At 72.2% G+C, this 1,048-nt stretch carries 3 protein-coding genes; all 3 read right to left on the bottom strand.

The window, feature by feature from the left end; translation table 11 throughout:
* Window positions 1–241: PPE domain-containing protein (locus F0Q45_RS26150; RefSeq protein WP_149656610.1), on the bottom strand; the 241-nt coding region annotated here is incomplete at its 3' end.
* Window positions 242–256: 15 nt separating this feature from the next.
* On the bottom strand, window positions 257–646 hold the full coding sequence (locus F0Q45_RS26145) for a PE family protein (RefSeq protein WP_373425098.1): 390 nt from the start codon (window positions 644–646) through the stop codon (window positions 257–259).
* Between the two features lie 13 nt (window positions 647–659).
* A partial coding sequence (locus tag F0Q45_RS28275) for a hypothetical protein (protein WP_188113184.1) occupies window positions 660–1,048 on the bottom strand: 389 nt, incomplete at its 5' end.

Here is a 1,048-nt window from a genome sequence, read left to right as displayed (position 1 = left end):
CGGCGGTGGCGATCATCCACACCACATACGGGGCGGCCGCCAGCGCCATCGACACCGAGGACGGGCCCAGCCACGACCCGGCGGCCAGCTCGGAGACGACCGCGCCGAACGCCGCGCCGGCCGAGCCCAGCTCGGTGGCCAGCGCTTGCCAGGCCCCGGCCGAGGCGAGCAGTGACGCCGAGCCCGGACCGGCATACATCCGGCCCGAATTGATCTCCGGCGGCACCTCGTAGTCGGCCATCTGCCCCGCTGCGACCTAGGCCATGGCGGCCGCGTTGAGCGCCTCAGCGGCGGCGTAGCCGGCGGCGCTGGCGCCCAGCGTGGCCACGAACATCTCGTGGATCACCGCGCCGATGGCCTGGGTGACCTGATACACCCCGGCATGGGTGCCGAACGCGGCGGCCAGCAGCGCCGAGGCCGGCTCGGCCGCAGGCGGCAACACGCCCATCGTCAGCGGGGCGCCGGCGGCGTTTCCCGCGGTCACCGCCGACCCGATCGCGGCCAGGCCCGAGGCCGCCGTCTCCATGGACGTGGGCAACGCCGTTACGAACACCGCAACCTCCCGATACATGAACGCATCCGAAACGTGATTGAATTGAAAACTGGGACCCTGACGCAGTGTAACGGCCCGCGCGGCGCCCGGCATGTCGATGCACCGGTCATCGGGGCTCGACCCGCGGTAGGGCCGGGTCGGCGACCTGCACGTAGACGCCGGATTCGGTGGTGTTGAGCAGGAACCCGCGCCCGGGCGGCATCGGGTGGCCCTTCCACTTGCCCCGGATGAATCCCTCGTCGGGGTCGGAATCCATCACCAGCAGCGGCGCCTGGGCCTGGCGCAGCATCCGCAGCACCGGATCGGCGCCCACCGACGAGGAGAACCCGCCGAACGGCCGGGTGTAGACGAGGTGCAGGCCCACGTCGGCGCCGCACTCCACGAACGGCGCGATCGGCTCCAGCGGGGAGTCGAAGCCCGCCAGCAGCCGCTGGGCGTCGTCGATCACCACGAAGATCTCCGGGCCGCTCCAGCCCGCCCGCGCCTGCTGATCCA

The organism is Mycobacterium simiae, assembly GCF_008370645.1.
Lineage (GTDB): Bacteria > Actinomycetota > Actinomycetes > Mycobacteriales > Mycobacteriaceae > Mycobacterium > Mycobacterium simiae_A.
Note: the sequence above shows the minus strand (reverse complement) of the source record. Positions and strands in the feature narration are given on the sequence as shown.